This window comes from Bariatricus sp. TF06-38A, from assembly GCF_027690675.1.
Taxonomy (GTDB): Bacteria; Bacillota; Clostridia; order Lachnospirales; family Lachnospiraceae; genus Allocoprococcus; species Allocoprococcus comes.
Genome location: NZ_JAQFCE010000037.1, coordinates 1 through 215, shown reverse-complemented (window position 1 = coordinate 215; position 215 = coordinate 1). Strand labels below are relative to the sequence as shown.

Below are 215 nucleotides of genomic sequence, written 5' to 3'. Positions count from 1 at the left end.
TATCGAACGGTTCATTCGTAATAACGCACCGTGGATACTTTCTAGGTTTTCGATTACCTCCTGATGCATGGAAGTTAATTCCTGATTGATCCGAACGGTTCGATTCTTATCTGTTTTCTTACATTTCTCTGCATATGGACATCCACTACAGTCTTCGTATTCATACAGTTCTTCCTTACGTCCGTATTGATTTCCCCTCACATTTTTTCTGTATA

At 39.1% G+C, this 215-nt stretch carries 1 protein-coding gene; it reads right to left on the bottom strand.

Annotated elements, in window-relative coordinates; genetic code table 11:
• Nucleotides 1-215, bottom strand: a 215-nt coding sequence (locus tag PG418_RS17745; RefSeq protein WP_498837806.1) for a transposase, incomplete at both ends; no start/stop codon positions are given.